A 17524-nucleotide genomic window follows, 5' to 3' on the forward strand; every position below is an offset into this window, starting at 1 on the left:
ATCAGCCAGGGATCAAGCGCTCAGGCGTGCCTGGGCGGTGAGGCGGGTAATGGCCCGGTCCAGTTCATCCAGGGCGCGCAGCGCTTCCGGGTCGTCTTGCTTGAGCAAGGTTTCGCTGCGCTGGCAGGCGGCTCGCAGTTGTGGCACCCCGCAGTAGCGCGAGGCGCCATTGAGCCGATGAACGCGCTCGATCATACCGTTGCGGTCTGCGGCCTCACGTGCTGCGCGAATCGCCTCGCGGTCAGCCTCCAGCGACGCCAGCAGCATGGCCAGCATGTCGGCGGCCAGGTCCGGCTTGCCAGCAGCCAGGCGCAAGCCTTCTTCCGGATCCAGAACCTTCAGTTCGCTGCTGTCGGGGATGCGTTCCTGCAGGCGCTCATGGTGCATCGCCCCCAGGGTTTGCCCCGTCCATTTGAGCACCACCTGGGCCAGTTGGCGCTCACTGATCGGCTTGGTCAGGTAGTCGTCCATGCCACTGTGCAACAACGCTCGCTTTTCATTGGCCATCGCGTGGGCGGTGAGGGCGACGATGGGCAAGGGTGGCCCGCTCTGGCTGGTTTCCCACTGGCGGATCTGTTCGGTGCATTCGCGACCGTCCATGCCAGGCATCTGTACATCCATCAGCACCAGGTCGAAGCGTTCGTCCTGCACCGCTTGTACTGCGGCGTAGCCGCTGTCGACCGCCAGCACCTCGGCACCCAGGTCTTCGAGCAGTGTTTGCACCAGCAGCAGGTTGGCGGGGTTGTCGTCCACGCACAGTACTTTGGGCAAGGGTTGATTGGTGCTGACTTTGATCTCGTGGCTGCGCCGCGGCTGGACCAGTTCCACCAGGGCCCGACGCACCTTGCGCGTACAAGCTGGCTTGGCCTGCAACTGGCTGTGGGCGTTGGGCAAGTAAGGGTGGTAGAGCGCCTGTTCGGTGGTCGGGCAGAGCACCAGTGCCTGGCAATCCAGGCGCTCCAGCTGAGCGATGTACTGGCCGAGTCGCTCTGGCGACACGCTGTCCAGGTTCACCCCCAGGACGGCCAGGGTGAAGGGTTGTCCGGCCATGCGCGCATTGGCCACGGCGTGCAGCAGCGGGTCGATGGAAATGAAGGTGCTGACGTTCAAGCCGCAGTCCTCCAGTTGATGCGCCAGCGCCTGGCGGGCCAGTTCGTGCGCATCGACTATGGCCACCCGGCGTTCGAGCAGCGGTTGCAGCGGCATGTCTTCGGCGTCGTCGCGGGCCTTGGGCAGGCGCAGGCTGATCCAGAACTGCGAACCTTCCCCCGGGGTGCTGTCGACCCCGATTTCCCCGCCCATCTGCTCGATCAGGCGCTTGGAAATCACCAGCCCCAGGCCTGTGCCGCCAGGCTGGCGCGACAGCGAATTGTCCGCCTGGCTGAAGGCCTGGAACAGCGCCCGTACATCCTGGCTGGACAGGCCGATGCCGGTGTCCTGGACGCTGATGCGCAATTGCACGCTGTCATCCTGTTCTTCTTCAAGCATGGCCCGGGCAACGATGGTGCCTTCGCGGGTGAACTTGATGGCATTGCTGATCAGGTTGGTCAGGATCTGCTTCAGCCGCAGCGGGTCGCCGACCAGCGACAGCGGCGTATCGCGGTACACCAGGCTGACCAGCTCCAGTTGCTTGGCGTGGGCGGCGGGGGCCAGGATGGTCAAGGTGTCCTGGATCAGGTCGCGCAGGTTGAACGGAATGCTGTCGAGCACCAGCTTGCCGGCCTCGATCTTGGAGAAGTCGAGGATCTCGTTGATGATCCCCAGCAGGCTGCCGGCGGACTTTTCGATGGTGCCAAGGTAGTCGAGCTGGCGTGGGGTCAGGTCGCTTTTTTGCAGCAGGTGGGTAAAGCCGAGGATGCCATTGAGCGGTGTACGGATCTCGTGGCTCATGTTGGCGAGGAACTCGGACTTGATCCGGCTGGCCTCAAGGGCCTCCTTGCGCGCCATGTCCAGCTCGATGTTCTGGATCTCGATGGTTTCCAGGTTCTGGCGTACGTCCTCGGTGGCCTGGTCGATGCTGTGTTGCAGCTCTTCATGGGCATTGTGCAGGGTTTCGGCCATGCGGTTGATACCCGCAGCCAGCTCGTCGAGTTCGTAGCTGCCCATGGGTGGCAAGCGTTCTTCCAGGTTGCCCTCCTTGAGTTGGGTCACGGCATGTTTGATCTGGCCAATCGGGCCGTTGATCGTGCGGCACATGCGCATGGCCAGCAGTGTGGTGGCGACCAACCCGAAAAAGATCAGCAGGAGGGTGGTGAACAGGCTGCGGTAGCCGCGCAGCAGCGTGCCATCGTGGGACAGTTCGATTTCCACCCAGCCCAGCAGTTTGTCGGCCTCGTTTGGAACATGTTCGCCAGCCAGGTCGCGGTGGTAACCGAACACCGGCAACAGGTAACGGGTCGCGTCATTACCGCTGCGCTGCAGCAATTGCGTGCCGCCTCCGGCCGGTGCCTGGTTGAGCATGGTGGGGCCGGCGTGGGCGAGGGGGTTGCGGTCCGGGTCGAGAAAGGCCACGGCACGTACGTCAGTCTGCTCCAGGGCCTGGGCGGCAATGTGTTCCAGTTGCGCAGGGGCGTGGCGAGCCAGCGCCGGGGCTACCAGCGGCGCCAGGTGTTCGGCGATCATCTTGCCGCGTTGCAGCAGTTGGGTTTGCAGCTCGCTTTGCTGCAGCCAGGTGAAATAGCTGCCCAGTACCAACGCCATCAGGCTGGCGGGTAACAAGGCAAGCAGCAGCACGCGGCTTCGGATTCCCAAACGATTCAGCACGCGACTCTCCTGTGCCCGGCAGTTGCTGTAGGGCCCCGTCAGGCGTAGCTGACAGACCAAGTCGGAAAAGTACCGCGCCTTTCAGTGCAATGCACTCATTTGTATCTACTTTTGACGTAGTTGGGTGCCCAGGTGGCGTATACACGAGCAGTTACAGGTTGCCTGGCGGGAGCAATTACCCAATAATCGCGTGATTGAGAATTGCTAGCACCCGCCAATGAATCCCGCTATTAATGCTTCCAACATTCTTGCCATCGAGGACGATCCGGTCCTGGGGGCTTATTTGCACGAAGAACTGCAGCGTGGCGGCTTCTCGGTCACCTGGTGCAAGAACGGTCGCGAGGGCCTGGATGTTGCCCGCGAGTCGCGTTTTGACGTGGTGCTGATGGACATCCTGCTGCCCGGCCTGAATGGCCTGGATGTGCTGGCAAAACTGCGCGAAAGCACCTCGATACCGGTGATCCTGATGTCTGCCCTGGGTGCCGAAGCAGACCGCATCACCGGATTCCAGCGTGGTGCTGACGACTATTTGCCCAAGCCCTTCAGCATGGCGGAGCTCAAGGTGCGGATTGAAGCGATCCTGCGGCGCGTGGCGCTCGAGCGCCGACATCAACAACCCATCAGCTCAGGCAGCGGCGAGCTGCAGTTCGACGAGCATGCCTGTGACGTGTGTTGCGCCGGGCAGTGGGCCGGGCTGACCTTGAGCGAGTTCCGGTTGCTCGACATCCTGCACCGCAGTCATGAAGAAGTATTGAGCAAACCCTTCCTTTATCAGCAGGTCCTGCAGCGCGGATATGCCCGTCATGACCGCAGCCTGGATATGCATGTCAGTCAGATCCGCCGCAAACTCAAGGCCATCGGCTACCAGGAACGTGAGGTGCGTACCGTCTGGGGCAAGGGCTACGTGCTCAGCGCCAGTGAGGTCAGCTAAGGTGCCCAATCGTCATTCGCTGTTTTGGAAACTGGCGATTTTGCTGGTCGGTTTCTGCCTGTTGATGATCGGCCTGAGCTGGACCTGGGGCCGACACATGGAGACCCAGAACGCCTTTCTCTCCGATGAAGCCCGGGGCACGCTTGCCACCTATGCCGCCGAGGCCGAGCAGGCCTGGAAGCGGGGTGGGCGACAAGGGGTCGATGATTGGCTGGCGACCATGGCCGCCAGGGAGTCGATCTGGATGGCAGTGGTCGGGCCTGACCTGCAATCGTTGAGCAGTACGCCCTTGACGCCTGATCAAAGCCGCAAAATGACCTTTCTGCGCGGTATCGATTGGCCCGTGAGTCGACGGGTGACCGGCTTGCCCTGGATGCGCCTGCCTTTTGTAGAGCACCCGGAGCAGGGGCTGCTGGTCATCGAGTTGCCGCAGCGCTTGCTTCCCGGGCAGTACCGGTTGTTCTGGCAGATCATGACCAACGGCATCATTCCCGGGCTGTTCACCCTGCTGCTGTGCGTGGGCTTGTACCGCATGCTGATCATGCCGCTTATCCAGTTGCGCGAGCAGGCCAAAGCCTGGCGCGCCGATCAGCTTTCGGCGCGGGTGGCCAGCAGCACCACCAGCCGTAATGACGAGCTGGGCGAACTGGGCCGGGCATTCGATGACATGGCCGAGCGCCTGCAAGGGACGGTGGCGCTTCAGCAACAACTGCTGCGCGATCTTTCCCATGAACTGCGCACACCCCTGAGCCGACTGCGGGTGGCCTGCGAAGGGGAGGCTGATGCCGAACAACTGCGTGAACGTCTGGGCCGCGAGGTCGACTGCATGCAGCGCCTGGTCGAGGACGCCCTGCAACTGGCCTGGCTCGATACCGAGCGGGCACCGCCGAGCAAGGAACCGATCCAGGTCCAGGCCCTGTGGGAAATGCTGGCCGAGGATGCGTGTTTTGAAAGTACCTGGCCCGCCGGGCAATTGCATTGCGCGCTGGATGCGTCCTGCTGGGTACAGGGCAATCTCAACAGCCTGGCCCAGGCGTTCGAGAACATTTTGCGCAATGCCATTCGCCATTCACCGGCCAACGGGGTGATCCGCCTGGACGGTCGGCGCCAGGGCGATCACTGGCTGCTATGGCTTGAAGACCAGGGCGGCGGGGTAGCCGAGGCGGACCTCGAGCGGATCTTTGCGCCGTTCACCCGGCTTGATGGCTCGCGTCCTGGAGATGGTGGTTTTGGCCTGGGCTTGAGCATTGCCCGCAACGCTGTCGTGCGCCAGGGGGGGCGGCTCTGGGCACAGAACAACGGGCAGGGGCTGCGCTTGAATATCCTTTTGCCCGTCGCATCGCCATTCCCGCAGCTTATAGCTGGGAGCTATAACACCAACACATTGCGTGATATGGGCAAAACCGGTTTGCCGGTATGATAGGCGCCCCCGCAGTCTGGATTGCGAACTACGCCATGACCTTGCAGTACCCAACCATCGCCGATTGCGTCGGCAACACGCCTCTGGTCCGCCTGCAACGCATTGCCGGCCAGACCAGTAACACCCTCCTGCTCAAGCTTGAAGGCAACAACCCGGCAGGTTCGGTCAAGGACCGGCCGGCGTTGTCGATGATCACCCACGCTGAGTTGCGCGGGCAGATCAAACCGGGCGACACCCTGATCGAAGCGACCTCGGGCAACACCGGGATCGCCCTGGCCATGGCGGCGGCGATCAAGGGTTACAAGATGATCCTGATCATGCCCGACAACTCCAGTGCCGAGCGCAAGGCTGCGATGACCGCCTATGGCGCCGAGCTGATCCTGGTCAGCAAGGAAGAAGGTATGGAAGGTGCTCGCGACTTGGCTGATCGGCTGCAGGCTGAAGGTCGTGGCCTGGTGCTCGACCAGTTCGGCAATGGCGACAATCCTGAAGCCCACTATGTGAGCACCGGCCCCGAGATCTGGCGCCAGACCCAGGGCACCATTACCCATTTCGTCAGTTCCATGGGTACCACTGGCACCATCATGGGCTGCTCGCGCTACCTCAAGGAGCAGAACCCGGCCGTGCAGATCGTAGGCTTGCAGCCAATGGAAGGCTCGGCGATTCCGGGTATCCGTCGCTGGCCCGAGGAATACCTGCCCAAGATCTACCAGGCCGATCGCGTTGATCGCGTGGTCGACATGGCGCAGAGCGAAGCCGAAGAAACCACGCGTCGCCTGGCCCGAGAAGAAGGCATTTTCTGCGGCGTGTCCTCCGGTGGTGCAGTGGCGGCGATGTTGCGCCTGTCCCACGAGCTGGAAAACGCCGTCATCGTGGCGATCATTTGCGACCGTGGCGACCGTTACCTGTCGACCGGCATTTTTGACGCGGCGAACTGATGTCCAAAAGTAAACGCAACAGCGGCCTGCGCTTTCAGCCGCCGGCGGCAGCCGCACTCCCCAAGTGCCTACCGGCAAGAAGCAGCGCCTGCGTATCGAGCGCCTGGCCGGTGACGGCCGTGGCATTGCCTTTCTCGAAGGACGCACTTGGTTCGTCAGCGGTGCGCTGGCCGGGGAAGAGGTCGAGGCACGTGTGCTCAATGCCCATGGCAAGGTCGTTGAAGCGCGCCTGGAGCGGGTCTTCACGGCAAGCCCGGATCGCCGCGAAGCGCCCTGCAAGCATTTTGACCGTTGCGGCGGCTGCAATCTTCAGCACCTGCCCCATGTTGATCAACTGGCCCTCAAGCAGCGACTGCTGGCAGAACAGCTGCAGCGGGTTGCCGGGGTCGTGCCCGAACGGTGGGCGACGCCGCTGAGCGGCCCGGAGTTTGGCTACCGGCGTCGTGCCCGGGTGGCCGTGCGCTGGGATGCCAAGGCAAAGAAACTCGATGTCGGTTTCCGTGCCGAAGCCAGCCAGGACATCGTCGCCATTGATGATTGCCCGGTACTGGTACAACCCTTGCAATCGATCATGCGTCACCTGCCTATGCTTCTGCAGAGCTTGAGCAAGCCGCAGGTGGTCGGTCATGTCGAGTTGTTCAGTGGCACGGCGGTGGCTTTGCTGTTGCGTCATACCGGCCCGTTGGGCGAGGGCGACCTGGCCCGCCTGCAGGCATTTTGCAACGAGGCAGAGGTGCAGCTGTGGCTGCAGGGTGACGGTGAACCTTCCCCGGTCGATGCCGGTCAGACCCTGGGTTTCGCCCTGGCACCGTGGGACCTGGAGCTGGCTTACCGGCCGGGCGACTTCGCTCAGGTCAACGCTGTGGTCAATACGGCAATGATCGAGCAGGCACTGGCCTGGTTGGCGCCGCAAGCGGATGAGCGCGTACTGGACCTGTTCTGTGGCCTGGGCAACTTTGCCCTGCCGCTGGCCCGCCAGGCGCGTGAAGTCGTGGCGGTCGAAGGTGTGCAGGCAATGGTGGAGCGAGCAGAGGCCAATGCTCGGAGCAACAATTTGCATAACACCCGATTTTTTCAGGCCGATTTATCGCAGCCTTTGTCTGCCTCTGGCTGGGCCGCTGGAGGCTTTTCTGCGGTACTCTTGGACCCACCCCGAGACGGTGCCTACGAGGTTGTGAGAAAAATCTCAGACCTTGGGGCGAAACGTCTGGTGTATGTATCGTGCAACCCGGCGACCTTGGCCCGTGACACGCTTGAGCTGGTCAGGCAGGGGTACCGGTTAAAATGTGCCGGGATTCTCGACATGTTTCCTCAGACGGCGCATGTCGAAGCCATGGCGTTATTCGAAGCGGGCTAGCAAGGCTGGCGCGTTCGGCGCTGCACCTTGGGTCCGGCAGGGGCAGCACCAGTGAGATCAAGCGCATCACGTATGCGCTGTAGGGAAAGGTAAACAAAGATGGTACAGGTGAGAGTGCACCAGCCGGTCAACACCGACGGCAGTATCAATCTCGAAGCATGGCTGGATCATGTGGTGAGCGTCGACCTGGCGCTGGACCGTGAGGCCCTAAAGGGGGCTTGCGAGTTCGCCCAGGAAGTCGAGAAAAAGGGCAACCCGGCCAAGCATTCCTGGGCCGACGGTACCTCAAGCTTCCAGGCCGGCCTGGAAATTGCCGAAATTCTTGCCGACCTCAAGCTCGACCAGGATTCGTTGGTCGCGGCAGTGATCTACCGCGCAGTACGTGAAGGCAAGGTGACCTTGGCCGAAGTCGGTCAGCGCTTTGGCCCGGTAGTGTCCAAGTTGATCGACGGTGTGCTGCGCATGGCCGCGATCAGCGCCAGTCTCAGCCCGCGCCAGTCGTTGGTGCTTGGTTCCCAGGCGCAGGTCGAGAACCTGCGCAAGATGCTCGTGGCGATGGTCGACGATGTCCGAGTGGCACTGATCAAGCTGGCCGAGCGGACCTGCGCCATTCGCGCGGTCAAGGGGGCTGACGATGAGAAGCGTCATCGCGTCGCCCGCGAAGTATTCGACATCTACGCCCCGCTGGCGCACCGCCTGGGCATCGGTCATATCAAGTGGGAGCTGGAAGACCTGTCCTTCCGCTACCTGGAACCCGATCAGTACAAACAGATCGCCAAGCTGTTGCACGAGCGCCGGCTGGACCGCGAGCGCTTTATCAGCGACGTGATGAACCAGTTGCAGAACGAGCTGCTGGCCACCGGGGTCAAGGCCGACATCAGCGGCCGGGCCAAGCACATCTATTCGATCTGGCGCAAAATGCAGCGCAAGGGCCTGGAGTTCAGCCAGATCTACGACGTGCGCGCGGTGCGCGTGCTGGTTCCGGAGATGCGCGATTGCTATACCGCGCTCGGAATCGTGCATACCCTGTGGCGGCATATCCCCAAGGAATTCGACGACTACATTGCCAACCCCAAGGAGAACGGCTACCGCTCCTTGCACACTGCGGTGATCGGCCCTGAGGGCAAGGTGCTCGAGGTGCAGATCCGCACCCATGCCATGCACGAAGAAGCCGAACTGGGTGTATGTGCGCACTGGCGCTACAAAGGCACCGACGTCAAGCCAAGCTCCAACCACTACGAAGAGAAGATCTCCTGGCTGCGCCAGGTGCTGGAGTGGCACGAGGAGTTGGGCGACATCGGGGGGCTGGCCGAACAGCTGCGAGTCGATATCGAGCCGGACCGGGTGTACGTCTTCACCCCGGATGGCCATGCCATCGACCTGCCCAAGGGCGCCACGCCGCTGGACTTCGCCTACCGGGTACACACCGAAATCGGTCACAACTGCCGGGGCGCGAAGATCAACGGGCGCATCGTGCCGCTCAACTACAGCCTGCAGACCGGTGAGCAGGTCGAGATCATCACCAGCAAGCACGGCAACCCCAGCCGAGACTGGTTGAACTCGAACCTGGGCTATGTCACCACGTCGCGTGCGCGGGCCAAGATCGTCCACTGGTTCAAGTTGCAAGCGCGCGACCAGAACGTCGCCGCCGGCAAGACCCTGCTCGAACGTGAACTCAATCGCCTGGGCCTGCCGCAGGTTGATTTCGACCGGCTTGCCGACAAGGCCAACCTGCGCACTGCCGAAGACATGTTCGCCTCCCTCGGGGCTGGCGACCTGCGCCTGGCGCACCTGGTCAATGCGGCCCAGCAACTGGTCGAGCCTGAGCGCAGCGACCACGTCGAGTTGGTGCCACGCAAGGCCACCGGCTACAAGCCGGGCAAGCGCGGCGATATCCAGATCCAGGGTGTCGGCAACCTGCTGACGCAAATGGCCGGTTGCTGCCAGCCGTTGCCGGGCGACGCAATTGTCGGCTACATCACCGTCGGCCGTGGCGTGACCATCCACCGACAGGACTGCGCCTCGGTGCTGCAGTTGGCAGGGCGCGAACCGGAACGGATCATTCAGGTCAGCTGGGGCCCGGTGCCGGTGCAAACTTATCCGGTGGATATCATCATCCGTGCCTACGACCGTCCGGGCTTGCTGCGTGATGTCTCCCAGGTTCTGCTCAACGAGCGGATCAACGTACTGGCGGTCAACACCCGCTCGAACAAGGAAGACAACACCGCGCTGATGTCGCTGACCATCGAGATTCCGGGCCTTGATGCGCTTGGGCGCTTGCTGGGGCGGATCTCGCAGTTGCCGAACATCATCGAGACGCGGCGTAACCGTACGCCCTAAAGTCGTTATCGCGGGGCAAGCCCGCTCCTAAGGTAGGAGCGGGCTTGCCCCGCGATGCGACCACAGCAGAGAACAACGATGTACACCCTAGACGACCTGCTCCACCTCATGGCCAGGCTGCGTGACCCGCAGTATGGTTGTCCGTGGGACCTCAAGCAGACCTACGCGACCATCATCCCCTACACCCTCGAAGAAGCCTACGAGGTGGCCGATGCCATCGAGCGCAGCGATTTCGAGCACCTGCAGGGCGAGTTGGGCGACCTGTTGTTCCAGGTGGTCTACTACAGCCAACTGGCTCGGGAAGAAGGCCGCTTCGAGTTCGCCGGCGTGATCGACAGCATCACCCGCAAGCTGATCCGCCGTCATCCGCATGTGTTCCCCACCGGCGAGCTGTATGCGCCGCTGGATACACCGAAGCTCGACGAAGCCCAGGTCAAGCAGCGCTGGGAACAGATCAAGGCCCAGGAGCGGGCGGAGAAGGGCATTCCCGAACAGCTTTCGCTGCTCGATGATGTGCCGGCTGCCTTGCCCGCGCTGTCCCGGTCGGCCAAGTTGCAAAAGCGCGCGGCTCAGGTCGGCTTTGACTGGCCCGATGCATTGCCGGTGCTCGACAAGGTGCGTGAGGAGCTCGATGAAGTGCTCCAGGCCATGGCCGAAGACGACAGCGTGGCGCTGGCCGACGAACTGGGCGACCTGTTGTTCGCCACGGTCAACCTGGCCCGGCACCTGAAGGTCGATCCGGAAAACGCCCTGCGCGGGGCCAACCAGAAATTTGAACGACGCTTTCGTTTCATCGAACAGGCATTGCGCGACATGGGCCGTCCGATTGAAGATTGCACCCTCGAAGACATGGACGCGCTCTGGGGCGAAGCCAAACGTCAAGAAAAGAACCTGCCCAGCTGCGGCTGAGCTGAAGCACATAAGTGAGTGAACGATGAGCCTTTCCCTTCGCGACCAATTGCTCAAAGCCGGTCTGGTCAACCAGAAGCAGGTCAAGCAGGTCAGTAAAGAGCAGAAGAAGCAAAAACGCCTGGAGCACAAAGGCCAGGTCGAAGTCGACGACACCCAGCAGCGTCTGGCCCGCGATGCCATGGCCGAAAAAGCCAAGCGCGACCAGGAGCTCAACCGCCAGCAGCAGGAGAAGGCCGAGCAGAAGGCCCGTGCCGCCCAGGTCAAGCAGTTGATCGAGGTGTCGCGCCTGCCCAAGCTGACCACCGAGGACTACTACAACTTCGTCGACGACAAGAAGGTCAAGCGTCTGTCGGTCAACGCCCTGATGCGCAGCAAGCTGAGCAGCGGTTCGCTGGCCATCGTTGCCCACGGCGGTGGCTATGAAGTGATTCCGCGCGAAGCGGCACTGAAGATCCAGGAGCGCGACCCCAAGCGCATTGTCCTGCTCAACACCCAGGTGGAAGCGCCGGACGCCGATGATCCCTACGCCGCCTACGTGATCCCTGACGATCTGATGTGGTAACAACGACAAACCCCGCTTCGGCGGGGTTTGTGTTTTCTGGAGGGGGTTATTCCTGTTGCTGGCGGGCTTCGAGGAATTCCAGTTCGATACGGTAGTTGTGGGCTTCATGTTCATCGTGGAACATGCCGACCCATTCGTTCTGCTGGTGCACATCCCAGATGCGCAGGCCTGCTGCAAGGCTTTCGTAGGTCATTTTGGTTTCATCGCGCTCAGTTACTTTGACAGTCATCTGCAAACTCCACTTTCAGTTAACTGCGGCACCGTGTCGCAGGTCTCTTTTATAGAGTTTGATAGCTGGCTAAGTAAATGCTTGGCCCATGAAACATCTTTCATGTACTTGTGTGGGGCGGGCTTGGGCCGTAATGCGATGGGCCTGAGGGCATGCTGTCGCGGGACAAGCCCGCGCCCACACAGGCACAAAAAACCCCGCACGGGGCGGGGTTCGGGATACAACGGGTCACTCAGTTGCCTTTGACCGACCTGCCGTCCACCGTGCCGTCCTGCAGCACGATCACGTACTCCTTGCCGTCGGTTTCGACCTGGCGCAGTTGCACCAGCAGGTAGTCCCAGTCCTTGGCGAACCACAGCTCGGTGATGCGCTTGCTCTGGCTCGGATCGCGTACGCGCTCGACCTTGATGGCATCGACCTGGCCGGTCTTGGTGGTGACTTTTTCGGTGCCCAGGACGCGGAAGTCATAGGTGTCGATTTCGTCGCCGTCGACCACCTGGTAGCTCACGCTTTTCTTGCCGGCTGCGATGTCATGCTGCAGGGCCAGCTGATAGGTTGACTTGTCCAGCACGCCACGGTTGAGTGGCAGGTTGATCGCGTCACCACGGTCGGAGCCGGTGATCTTCTTGCTGGTCCAGTCAAAGTCCAGGTCGACTTTCTTGGCCTTGCCCAGGCCGCCACGCTCGAAGTGGTAGGACTGTGGCAGCAAGGTGTCCTTGTCCAGGCGCAGGGTACTTTGCTCGGTCAGGCTGGCGATCATCATCGATGCCTTGAAGTTGAGGCTCCAGGTACCGTTGGCGTTCTTTTCCAGGCTGCGCTCGGCGGTGCCGCTCATGGGCAGCTGTTTCCAGTCGGCGGTGTAGCTGGCCGAGAAGGGCTTCAGATCAGCTGCCTGCAGCGGCAGTGCGAGCACGGCTAGAGCTAAGAGCAGGGCACGACGCATATTATCTCCTAGGGTCGAATCAAGTGGCCGCTGGCCGCCAAGGGCTGGTCATCCAGTAGAGCACCGTGTTCACCCAGGCGCAAACGGCCTTCGGCGAACCAGTGCACGGCCAGCGGGTAAATCTGATGTTCCTGGCTGTGAACCCTTTGCGCCAGGGTTTCTGGCGTGTCATCCAACTCTACCGGTATTACTGCCTGTACGACCAGCGGCCCGCCGTCGAGTTCCTCGGTCACGAAGTGCACGCTGCAGCCGTGCTCCTTGTCACCTGCCTCGAGGGCGCGTTGATGGGTATGCAGGCCCTTGTACTTGGGCAGCAGGGACGGGTGGATGTTCAGCAGGCGACCCTGGTAGTGACGGACAAAGCCGGCACTGAGAATACGCATGAAACCGGCCAGCACCACCAGCTGTGGCTGGTAGCCGTCGATCAGTTCTACCAGTGCCGCGTCGAAGGCCTCGCGGCCCTCGAAGGCCTTGTGGTCGAGTACGGCGGTGTCGATGCCGGCCTGCTGCGCACGCTGCAGGCCGTAGGCGTCGGCACGGTTGGAGATGACCGCGCGGATCCGCACCGGGCTGTCGCCGGTGCGGATGCTGTCGATCAAGGCTTGCAGGTTACTGCCGGTGCCAGACAGCAGCACCACGACATCACAAGGCTTGCTCGGCATCAGTGCGCCTTGACGTTCTTCAGTTCGACCTGGGCTGCGCCTTCGGCGGCAACGCCGATCTGGCCGATGACCCATGGCTGCTCGCCAGCGGTGCGCAGAACGTTCAGGGCATTTTCGACCTGGTCCTGGGCCACGCAGATGACCATGCCGACGCCGCAGTTCAGTACGCGGTGCATTTCGTGCTCGTCGACGTTGCCTTGTTGTTGCAGCCAGTCGAATACCGCCGGACGTACCCAGCTGGCAACGTCAACAACAGCCTGGGAGCCTTTTGGCAGAACGCGCGGAATGTTGTCGAGCAGGCCGCCACCGGTGATGTGGGCCATGGCCTTGACCGCGCCGGTTTCCTTGATCAGCTGCAGCAGCGGCTTGACGTAGATGCGGGTAGGGGCCATCAACAGTTCGGTCAGTGGCGTGCCGTCGAGCTGGATGCTCTCGATGTCGGCGCCGGAAACTTCGATGATCTTGCGGATCAGCGAGTAGCCGTTGGAGTGCGGGCCGGACGACGGCAGGGCGATCAGGGCGTCACCGGTGGCAACCTTGGAGCCGTCGATGATTTCGGCCTTTTCCACGACGCCGACGCAGAAGCCGGCCAGGTCGTAGTCTTCGCCTTCGTACATGCCAGGCATTTCAGCGGTCTCACCGCCTACCAGCGAGCAGCCTGCCAGTTCGCAGCCAGCGCCGATGCCGGTGACCACGGTGGCCGCGACGTCAACGTTCAGCTTGCCGGTGGCGTAGTAGTCGAGGAAGAACAGTGGCTCGGCGCCGCAGACCACCAGGTCGTTGACGCACATGGCGACCAGGTCCTGGCCGATGCTGTCGTGCTTGTTCAGGTTCAGCGCCAGGCGCAGCTTGGTGCCGACGCCGTCGGTACCGGAGACCAGAACCGGCTGTTTGTAGCCGGCCGGGATTTCGCAGAGGGCGCCAAAACCGCCCAGGCCGCCCATGACTTCCGGGCGCGCCGTGCGCTTGGCAACGCCTTTGATGCGTTCGACCAATGCTTCACCGGCGTCGATGTCTACACCGGCGTCCTTGTAGCTCAGGGAGGGTTGCTTGCTCATGATCCAGGCCTTTAGGGGGGAGGGATTCGGGGGAATCGACCGTGACCTGCCAGGCAAGGCGGAGGGTAATCCGGCTGCCTGACCGTCGCCGGTCTGCGAAGGCGCGCGATTTTATCAGGGTTGCCCGGTAGCGGCCATCCTCAGGCCGACGGCAGGGGCCCAGATCAGCTAAAAAAGACGCTTTGGCGGCCCGCGACTGGTTGCCGGGGCATAGGCTGTATAAGGTATAGCAAAGGCGATGAGGCGAAATTATGGCCCGGGCCGAATGTTTTTCAGGGTGCTGCTGTCATACCCGCACAGGCCCATGAGCACCGCTTCTTTATTACCAGGACAGGAATCCTCCATGCATTTGCGTAAATACCTGGCCGTTGGCTGTCTTGCCTTGTTTGGATTGTGCGCCCAGGCCGAGACTGTCTCCAGCCTGTATCAGGTCCGTGAACCGGTCAATGGCCAAGGTGCCGAAGCCCGCACCGAGGCCACCGGAAAAGCCCTTGAAACCCTCGTGTTGCGCCTGACCGGCGACCCCAAGGCCGCGCAGAGCCCAGCCCTGGCGGGGTTGCGCAAGGACCCGCAACAGATCATCAGCCAGTTCGGCTTCGAGGCCGGCCCACCTGAAACCGTGCTGGTGGACTTCGACCCCGGCAGTACCGAGCGCACCTTGCGCCAGGCCGGGCTGGCGCTGTGGGGCAACAACCGGCCGTCGATCCTGACGTGGTGGTTGAACGACAGCATCGAAGGCTCGAGCCTGGTGGGCGATGGCCAGAGCAGCGCAGCACCCCTGCGCCGCGCCGCGCAGCACCGGGGCCTGCCGCTGCGCCTGCCGCTGGCTGATCTGAATGAACAATTGGTCGGGACCGCCAAGAACCTCGAGGGCGCGGACCCTGCGCCGCTGCGCGGTGCTTCCGAGCGCTATGGCGCCGATGCGCTACTGGCGGTGCATGCCACCGAAGCCGACGGCAAGTGGCAGGGTACTTGGCGCCTGTGGCTGGGCGAGCAACTGGAGCAGGGCAAGGTTGAAGCCGCCGATCAGGCCGCTCTGGCGGATGCGGTGATGCTGGCGGTGAGCAGCCGCCTGGCGCCACGCTTTGTCACCCGCCCGGGTGCCAGCAGCGATATGCAGGTCCAGGTCCAGGTCCAGGGCATGAACCTTGCGCGCTACGCCGAGCTGGGGCGGGTACTGGAACCCTATGGTGCGCGGATCAAGTTGGTCGAGGGCGACACCATGACCTACAAGGTCACGGGCAACAGCGATCAGTTGCGCGCCCAGTTGGGCCTGGCCAAGCTCCAGGAACTGCCCGCCGAGTCGCCTGCACCTGCACCTGGCACCGACCCGGCTAATCCCGGGGCGACCCAGGCTGTTGCGCCAAAACCGTTCAACGGGTTGCGTTTTCGTTGGTAATTGCTGATCTGGCCTGGAGCCTTTAATGACTGATATGCGTCGCTGGGTGTGGCTCGGCGTAGCGTTGCTGTGTGCTGCGCTGTTGTACTGGCTGCACCCGATCCTTTCGCCGTTCCTGGTCGGCATTCTGCTGGCCTACCTGGCTGACCCGCTGGTCGATCGCCTGGAGCGGGCAGGGCTGTCTCGTACGTGGGGCGTGGTAGTGGTGTTTGCACTGTTTACCCTGTTGCTCACGCTCTTGCTGCTGGTGCTGGTGCCGATGCTGGCCAAACAGTTGGTACGCCTCTATGAGCTGGCGCCGCAGATGCTCGACTGGTTGCAGCACGAGGCCTTGCCCTTCGTGCAGGCCCGCCTGGGGCTGGCCGATGGCTTCTGGAAGTTCGACAAGATCAAGGCCGCCATCAGCGGGCATATGGGGCAGACCTCCGACATTGTCGGCATGATTCTCTCCCATGCCACGGCCTCGGGGTTGGCCCTGCTGGCCTGGCTGGCCAACCTGGTGCTGATTCCGGTGGTGAGCTTCTATCTGTTGCGCGACTGGGACCTGATGATGGCCAAGATCCGAGGCCTGTTGCCGCGCCAGCGCGAGGCGCAGGCGGTGGCGCTGGCGGGTGAATGCCATGAAGTGCTGGGCGCGTTTGTCCGCGGCCAGTTACTGGTGATGGTGGCGCTGGGTGTTATCTATGCCTCCGGCCTGATGCTGGTGGGGCTGGAGCTTGGCCTGTTGATCGGGGTGCTGGCGGGGCTCGCGGCCATCGTGCCGTACATGGGCTTCATCGTCGGAATTGGCGCGGCGATGATCGCCGGGTTGTTCCAGTTCGGTGGCGACCCGTATCCATTGCTCGGTATCGCGGCGGTGTTCATGGTCGGCCAGGCCCTGGAGGGCATGGTCCTGACCCCGCTGCTGGTAGGGGATCGAATCGGCCTGCACCCGGTGGCAGTGATTTTCGCCATTCTTGCCGGCGGCGAGTTGTTCGGTTTCACCGGGGTGCTGCTGGCGTTGCCGGTGGCCGCCGTGATCATGGTGCTGTTGCGGCACATGCACGACCTCTATAAAGAGTCGGATATTTACGGCGGTGAAATCGACCCGGATCTCTAGGTTGATAGCCAAGGGCTAGCATCGGATGTCTGTCGTCGATGCAAGCCTTTGATTTTACATGTGGTCCACGCCGATTGTGCGACTGGCGCCACGGGTATAAACTTTGCAGACTTTTCACAAAAGGCCCCTTGTGGTTCTTCGGAACTGCCCAGCCAGCATGAAACCGATCCAGTTGCCCCTAGGTGTGCGCCTGCGAGATGACGCCACCTTCATCAACTACTACCCGGGTGCCAACGCCGCCGCATTGGGCTACGTCGAGCGACTCTGCGAAGCCGACGCCGGCTGGACCGAAAGCCTGATCTACCTCTGGGGCAAGCAAGGTGTCGGGCGTACGCACTTGCTGCAGGCAGCTTGCCTGCGCTTCGAGCAGTTGGGCGAACCTGCCGTGTACCTGCCGCTGGCGCAACTGCTCGACCGTGGTGTCGAACTCCTGGATAACCTGGAACAGTACGAACTGGTCTGCCTGGATGACCTGCATGTGATCGCCGGCAAGCCGGAGTGGGAAGAAGCCATGTTCCACCTGTTCAATCGCCTGCGTGACAGCGGTCGCCGCCTGCTGCTGGCGGCCTCCAGCTCCCCCCGTGAACTGCCGATCAAGCTGGCTGACCTCAAGTCGCGCCTGACCATGGCGCTGATTTTCCAGATGCGTGCCTTGTCGGACGAAGACAAGCTGCGTGCCTTGCAGCTGCGTGCCTCACGACGCGGCCTGCACCTCACCGACGAAGTCGGGCATTTCATTCTCACCCGCGGTACCCGCAGCATGAGCGCGTTGTTCGATCTGCTCGAGCGCCTCGACCAAGCGTCCTTGCAGGCGCAACGCAAGCTGACTATCCCGTTTTTGAAGGAAACTTTGGGCTGGTAAAAGGCACGGGAAGGGCACTCCAGAGCCTCGGCACATAAAAGTCACATTT

General features: G+C 62.3%; 14 protein-coding genes and 1 pseudogene. 10 read left to right on the top strand and 5 right to left on the bottom strand.

Annotated features, from left to right (window positions below; all coding sequences use genetic code 11):
* Positions 1–12: 12 nt before the first annotated feature.
* Positions 13–2763 (bottom strand): response regulator, encoded by a 2751-nt coding sequence (locus ABVN19_RS02660; protein WP_105641693.1) that lies wholly within the window; start codon positions 2761–2763, stop codon positions 13–15.
* A gap of 217 nt (positions 2764–2980) precedes the next feature.
* Here ABVN19_RS02660 and ABVN19_RS02665 point away from each other — a divergent pair, with 217 nt between their 5' ends.
* The 7 genes and pseudogenes from ABVN19_RS02665 (at position 2981) to ABVN19_RS02695 (ending at position 11223) form a co-directional block, all read left to right on the top strand.
* Entirely contained in the window at positions 2981–3694 is a 714-nt protein-coding gene (locus ABVN19_RS02665) for a response regulator transcription factor (RefSeq protein WP_028943572.1), read from the top strand.
* Positions 3681–5114 carry a sensor histidine kinase gene (locus ABVN19_RS02670; protein ID WP_084167955.1) on the top strand — a complete coding sequence of 478 codons (1434 nt, stop codon included), beginning with the start codon at positions 3681–3683 and terminating at the stop codon, positions 5112–5114. The genes ABVN19_RS02665 and ABVN19_RS02670 overlap by 14 nt, the downstream gene beginning before the upstream one ends.
* A gap of 35 nt (positions 5115–5149) precedes the next feature.
* Complete coding sequence (gene cysM / locus ABVN19_RS02675; RefSeq protein ID WP_028943573.1) at positions 5150–6052, top strand: cysteine synthase CysM; 903 nt, start codon at positions 5150–5152, stop codon at positions 6050–6052.
* Positions 6052–7409: pseudogene (gene rlmD / locus ABVN19_RS02680) on the top strand (23S rRNA (uracil(1939)-C(5))-methyltransferase RlmD). Before cysM ends, rlmD begins: the two are co-directional and overlap by 1 nt.
* A 99-nt stretch (positions 7410–7508) precedes the next feature.
* Entirely contained in the window at positions 7509–9749 is a 2241-nt protein-coding gene (relA, locus tag ABVN19_RS02685) for a GTP diphosphokinase (protein ID WP_028943575.1), read from the top strand.
* A 78-nt stretch (positions 9750–9827) separates the two neighbouring features.
* Entirely contained in the window at positions 9828–10658 is an 831-nt protein-coding gene (mazG, locus tag ABVN19_RS02690; RefSeq protein ID WP_028943576.1) for a nucleoside triphosphate pyrophosphohydrolase, read from the top strand.
* A gap of 25 nt (positions 10659–10683) precedes the next feature.
* On the top strand, positions 10684–11223 hold the full coding sequence (locus ABVN19_RS02695) for a DUF2058 domain-containing protein (RefSeq protein WP_028943577.1): 540 nt from the start codon (positions 10684–10686) through the stop codon (positions 11221–11223).
* Positions 11224–11269: 46 nt separating this feature from the next.
* Here the strand turns inward: ABVN19_RS02695 and ABVN19_RS02700 are convergent, their stop codons facing one another.
* The 4 genes from ABVN19_RS02700 to purM form a co-directional block, all read right to left on the bottom strand.
* Entirely contained in the window at positions 11270–11452 is a 183-nt protein-coding gene (locus ABVN19_RS02700) for a hypothetical protein (protein WP_028943578.1), read from the bottom strand.
* A 232-nt stretch (positions 11453–11684) separates the two neighbouring features.
* On the bottom strand, positions 11685–12395 hold the full coding sequence (locus tag ABVN19_RS02705; protein WP_028943579.1) for a DUF3108 domain-containing protein: 711 nt from the start codon (positions 12393–12395) through the stop codon (positions 11685–11687).
* An 8-nt stretch (positions 12396–12403) separates the two neighbouring features.
* Entirely contained in the window at positions 12404–13057 is a 654-nt protein-coding gene (gene purN, locus ABVN19_RS02710; RefSeq protein ID WP_028943580.1) for a phosphoribosylglycinamide formyltransferase, read from the bottom strand.
* Positions 13057–14115 carry a phosphoribosylformylglycinamidine cyclo-ligase gene (purM, locus tag ABVN19_RS02715; RefSeq protein ID WP_028943581.1) on the bottom strand — a complete coding sequence of 353 codons (1059 nt, stop codon included), beginning with the start codon at positions 14113–14115 and terminating at the stop codon, positions 13057–13059. Before purM ends, purN begins: the two co-directional genes overlap by 1 nt.
* A 343-nt stretch (positions 14116–14458) precedes the next feature.
* Here purM and ABVN19_RS02720 point away from each other — a divergent pair, with 343 nt between their 5' ends.
* The 3 genes from ABVN19_RS02720 to hda all read left to right on the top strand — a co-directional run bounded on the left by ABVN19_RS02720 (position 14459) and on the right by hda (position 17475).
* Positions 14459–15514, top strand: a complete 1056-nt coding sequence (locus ABVN19_RS02720) for a DUF2066 domain-containing protein (RefSeq protein ID WP_105641695.1) — start codon at positions 14459–14461, stop codon at positions 15512–15514.
* Between the two features lie 25 nt (positions 15515–15539).
* Entirely contained in the window at positions 15540–16613 is a 1074-nt protein-coding gene (locus ABVN19_RS02725) for an AI-2E family transporter (RefSeq protein ID WP_105641696.1), read from the top strand.
* A 157-nt stretch (positions 16614–16770) separates the two neighbouring features.
* Positions 16771–17475 carry a DnaA regulatory inactivator Hda gene (gene hda / locus ABVN19_RS02730; protein WP_028943584.1) on the top strand — a complete coding sequence of 235 codons (705 nt, stop codon included), beginning with the start codon at positions 16771–16773 and terminating at the stop codon, positions 17473–17475.
* The last annotated feature ends 49 nt before the right edge of the window (positions 17476–17524 follow it).

The organism is Pseudomonas vranovensis (genome assembly GCF_040438935.1).
Lineage (GTDB): Bacteria > Pseudomonadota > Gammaproteobacteria > Pseudomonadales > Pseudomonadaceae > Aquipseudomonas > Aquipseudomonas vranovensis.